The 2,150-nt window shown below is 60.8% G+C and carries 3 protein-coding genes; all 3 read right to left on the bottom strand.

Going from position 1 to position 2,150, the window contains the following annotated elements; translation table 11 throughout:
- Positions 1-355 precede the first annotated feature (355 nt).
- Entirely contained in the window at positions 356-880 is a 525-nt protein-coding gene (locus AC1DWT_RS50940) for a flavin reductase family protein (RefSeq protein ID WP_477926233.1), read from the bottom strand.
- A 13-nt stretch (positions 881-893) separates the two neighbouring features.
- A complete protein-coding gene (locus tag AC1DWT_RS50935; RefSeq protein ID WP_477926232.1) occupies positions 894-1,829 on the bottom strand; it encodes an SDR family NAD(P)-dependent oxidoreductase in 936 nt (311 codons plus the stop codon).
- Positions 1,830-1,883: 54 nt separating this feature from the next.
- A partial coding sequence (locus tag AC1DWT_RS50930; RefSeq protein ID WP_477926231.1) for a hypothetical protein occupies positions 1,884-2,150 on the bottom strand: 267 nt, incomplete at its 5' end.

Below are 2,150 nucleotides of genomic sequence, written 5' to 3'. Positions count from 1 at the left end.
CCACCGCACGCACCCGACGATCCATACCGATGTCCGCAAACACCGTCGACAACTCACGATGAAAATCGGCATCGATCGCGTTCAGCTTGTCGGCACGCAAGAACGTCACCGTCAACACACCGCTACTCGACAGATCGAACTCCATCGTCTGATACCGCTCGTACACAGCCACAACTCCTTCACCACAACGTGACACCGATAATACTGACACATACTGTCCAGAATATGAACTGAGCGAGACCGAACCTTGTCACGCCCTACGCTCCATACTGTGGTTCCACGCCTTGACACCCCGGCGTGGCGTCCCTGGACGACCACCGGCGGTGTGTCCCCCCGAGAGCAAATACCGCCGGAACTACTCGACTTCGATCGACTGCGCGTCGACGAGTTCGCGAAACCTCGCGCCATGCCATATGAGTGGGTCATTCTCTCCGACAACTAATTTACTCACCTCGAGCAGCGCCATCCAGTGGTCACCCGCCTCCGAGATTTCATGAATCGAGCACTCCAGCCACAGTGCGGCATCGTCGATGAAGACGGAACCCTGATCACCGGCCGCTGTCGCGACTTTCTCGAATCGTGCGGCGCGGTCCTTGCTGGCCAGGCGGCGGGTCAGCTCGCTCTGCCCCTTGCCCAGAATCGATACTCCGACCGAGCGGGCATCCTTGATCTGCCCCCACGTCTCGGACGATTTCTGCACCGCCACCGCCACCAGGCACGGTTCCAGTGACACACCGACCATGAACGACGACGCGACGAGGGCGTGCTTCCGGCCCCTGACGTCGATCGCGAGCACCGCGACACCCGAAGGGAACTGGGCGAAGGCCTGACGCACGATCGACAAGTYGTCACCGATCGCGCGTACTTCTGACCGCCTCATGGACACCACTCCCCTAGTTGCTGGACACATCTGCGGCGTCTGCAGGGAGCTGCGAGTCCATCTCCGGCGCCAGGTACACGACCTGTGCACGGAACGAGTCGCTCGCCTTCAACAGGGGTGTGAGTTCGCCAGGCTTCGTGAGGTTGGCGGCGTTGGCAGCCCACACCTCGGGAGAGGGTTCGGTCACCTGCATGCGCGGCATCGCACTGAAAGCGGTTCTGGCGGCTGAGATGCCGGCGATCTCGAACGTTTCACCGTGTACCGTGGTGTCTTGGTGGGCGAGCCACGTCACGAAAGCCGAGACGGAGCTCGAGGGGAAGTGGTCTCGCATGACCTGCTGGATGAGCGGATCACCGAAGGCCTCCTCGGTCATCGGTGTCCACGCGACTGGGAGCAGCGTGGTGACCTGCACGCCGACATCGCGAGCCTCACCCGCCAGGGAGTTGCCGAGGCCCCACACTGCAGCTTTGGCGGCAGCGTAGGACGTGTCGTTGGGCAGGCCCATCAATGCATTCGAGGAGACGTTGATGAGGCGTCCGCTCCCGGACTCGATCAGGTAGGGCATAGCACTGCGTGACACCTCGACGACACCGCGGAAACTGGTGTCGAACACCTTCCACCACAGATCGCGATCCATTTCCCAGAACCGGCCGTAGGCATTGATCCCGGCATTGTTGACCACGATGTCGAGGCGCCCGAAACTGTCGATTGCGTTCTGCACCAGATCCGCCGACTTGGTGACGATATCGTGGTTGTCGGGTGCGGCTGTTCCGCCGGCGTCGGTGATCGTCTTCACCGTCTCCTCGGCACGATTCGAGTTGATGTCGTTGACCACAACTTTTGCTCCGCGGGACGCGAGCATGACAGCGTGTTCGCGTCCCATTCCTTGACCTGCTCCGGTGACGATTGCAACTCGTCCACCGAAGTCGAGTTCGCGCACTTCAGACATTTCGCACCTTATCGATTGTGGGGTTGTGGAACCGGCTACTCGGAACGCCGGGAACTAGGCATTGGGACTGTTTACGTAATCACGCTGAGCGTCCGTCGGTAGGTATTTCATTTCTGTGCTTCGCACGTAGTCTGCGGAGGGCCGCCCGAGGCGATCGCCCCAGCCGAACTCGTACGCAGTCCCCTTGGCCTCATTCATCTTTTCGAGATAGGTCACGAACGGAGTGCCGTCACCCGCCTCCTTGATGTCCAGAAGTAGTTTCCATACCTCGTGGATGCCGGGAAGCACGAACGGCACGATGCCGGGAAGCACGAACGGCAC

The sequence above is a fragment of the Rhodococcus sp. P4_B6 genome, assembly GCF_056402215.1.
The sequence above is the reverse complement of the archived record's forward strand: the minus strand, read 5'-3'. Positions and strand labels throughout refer to the sequence as shown.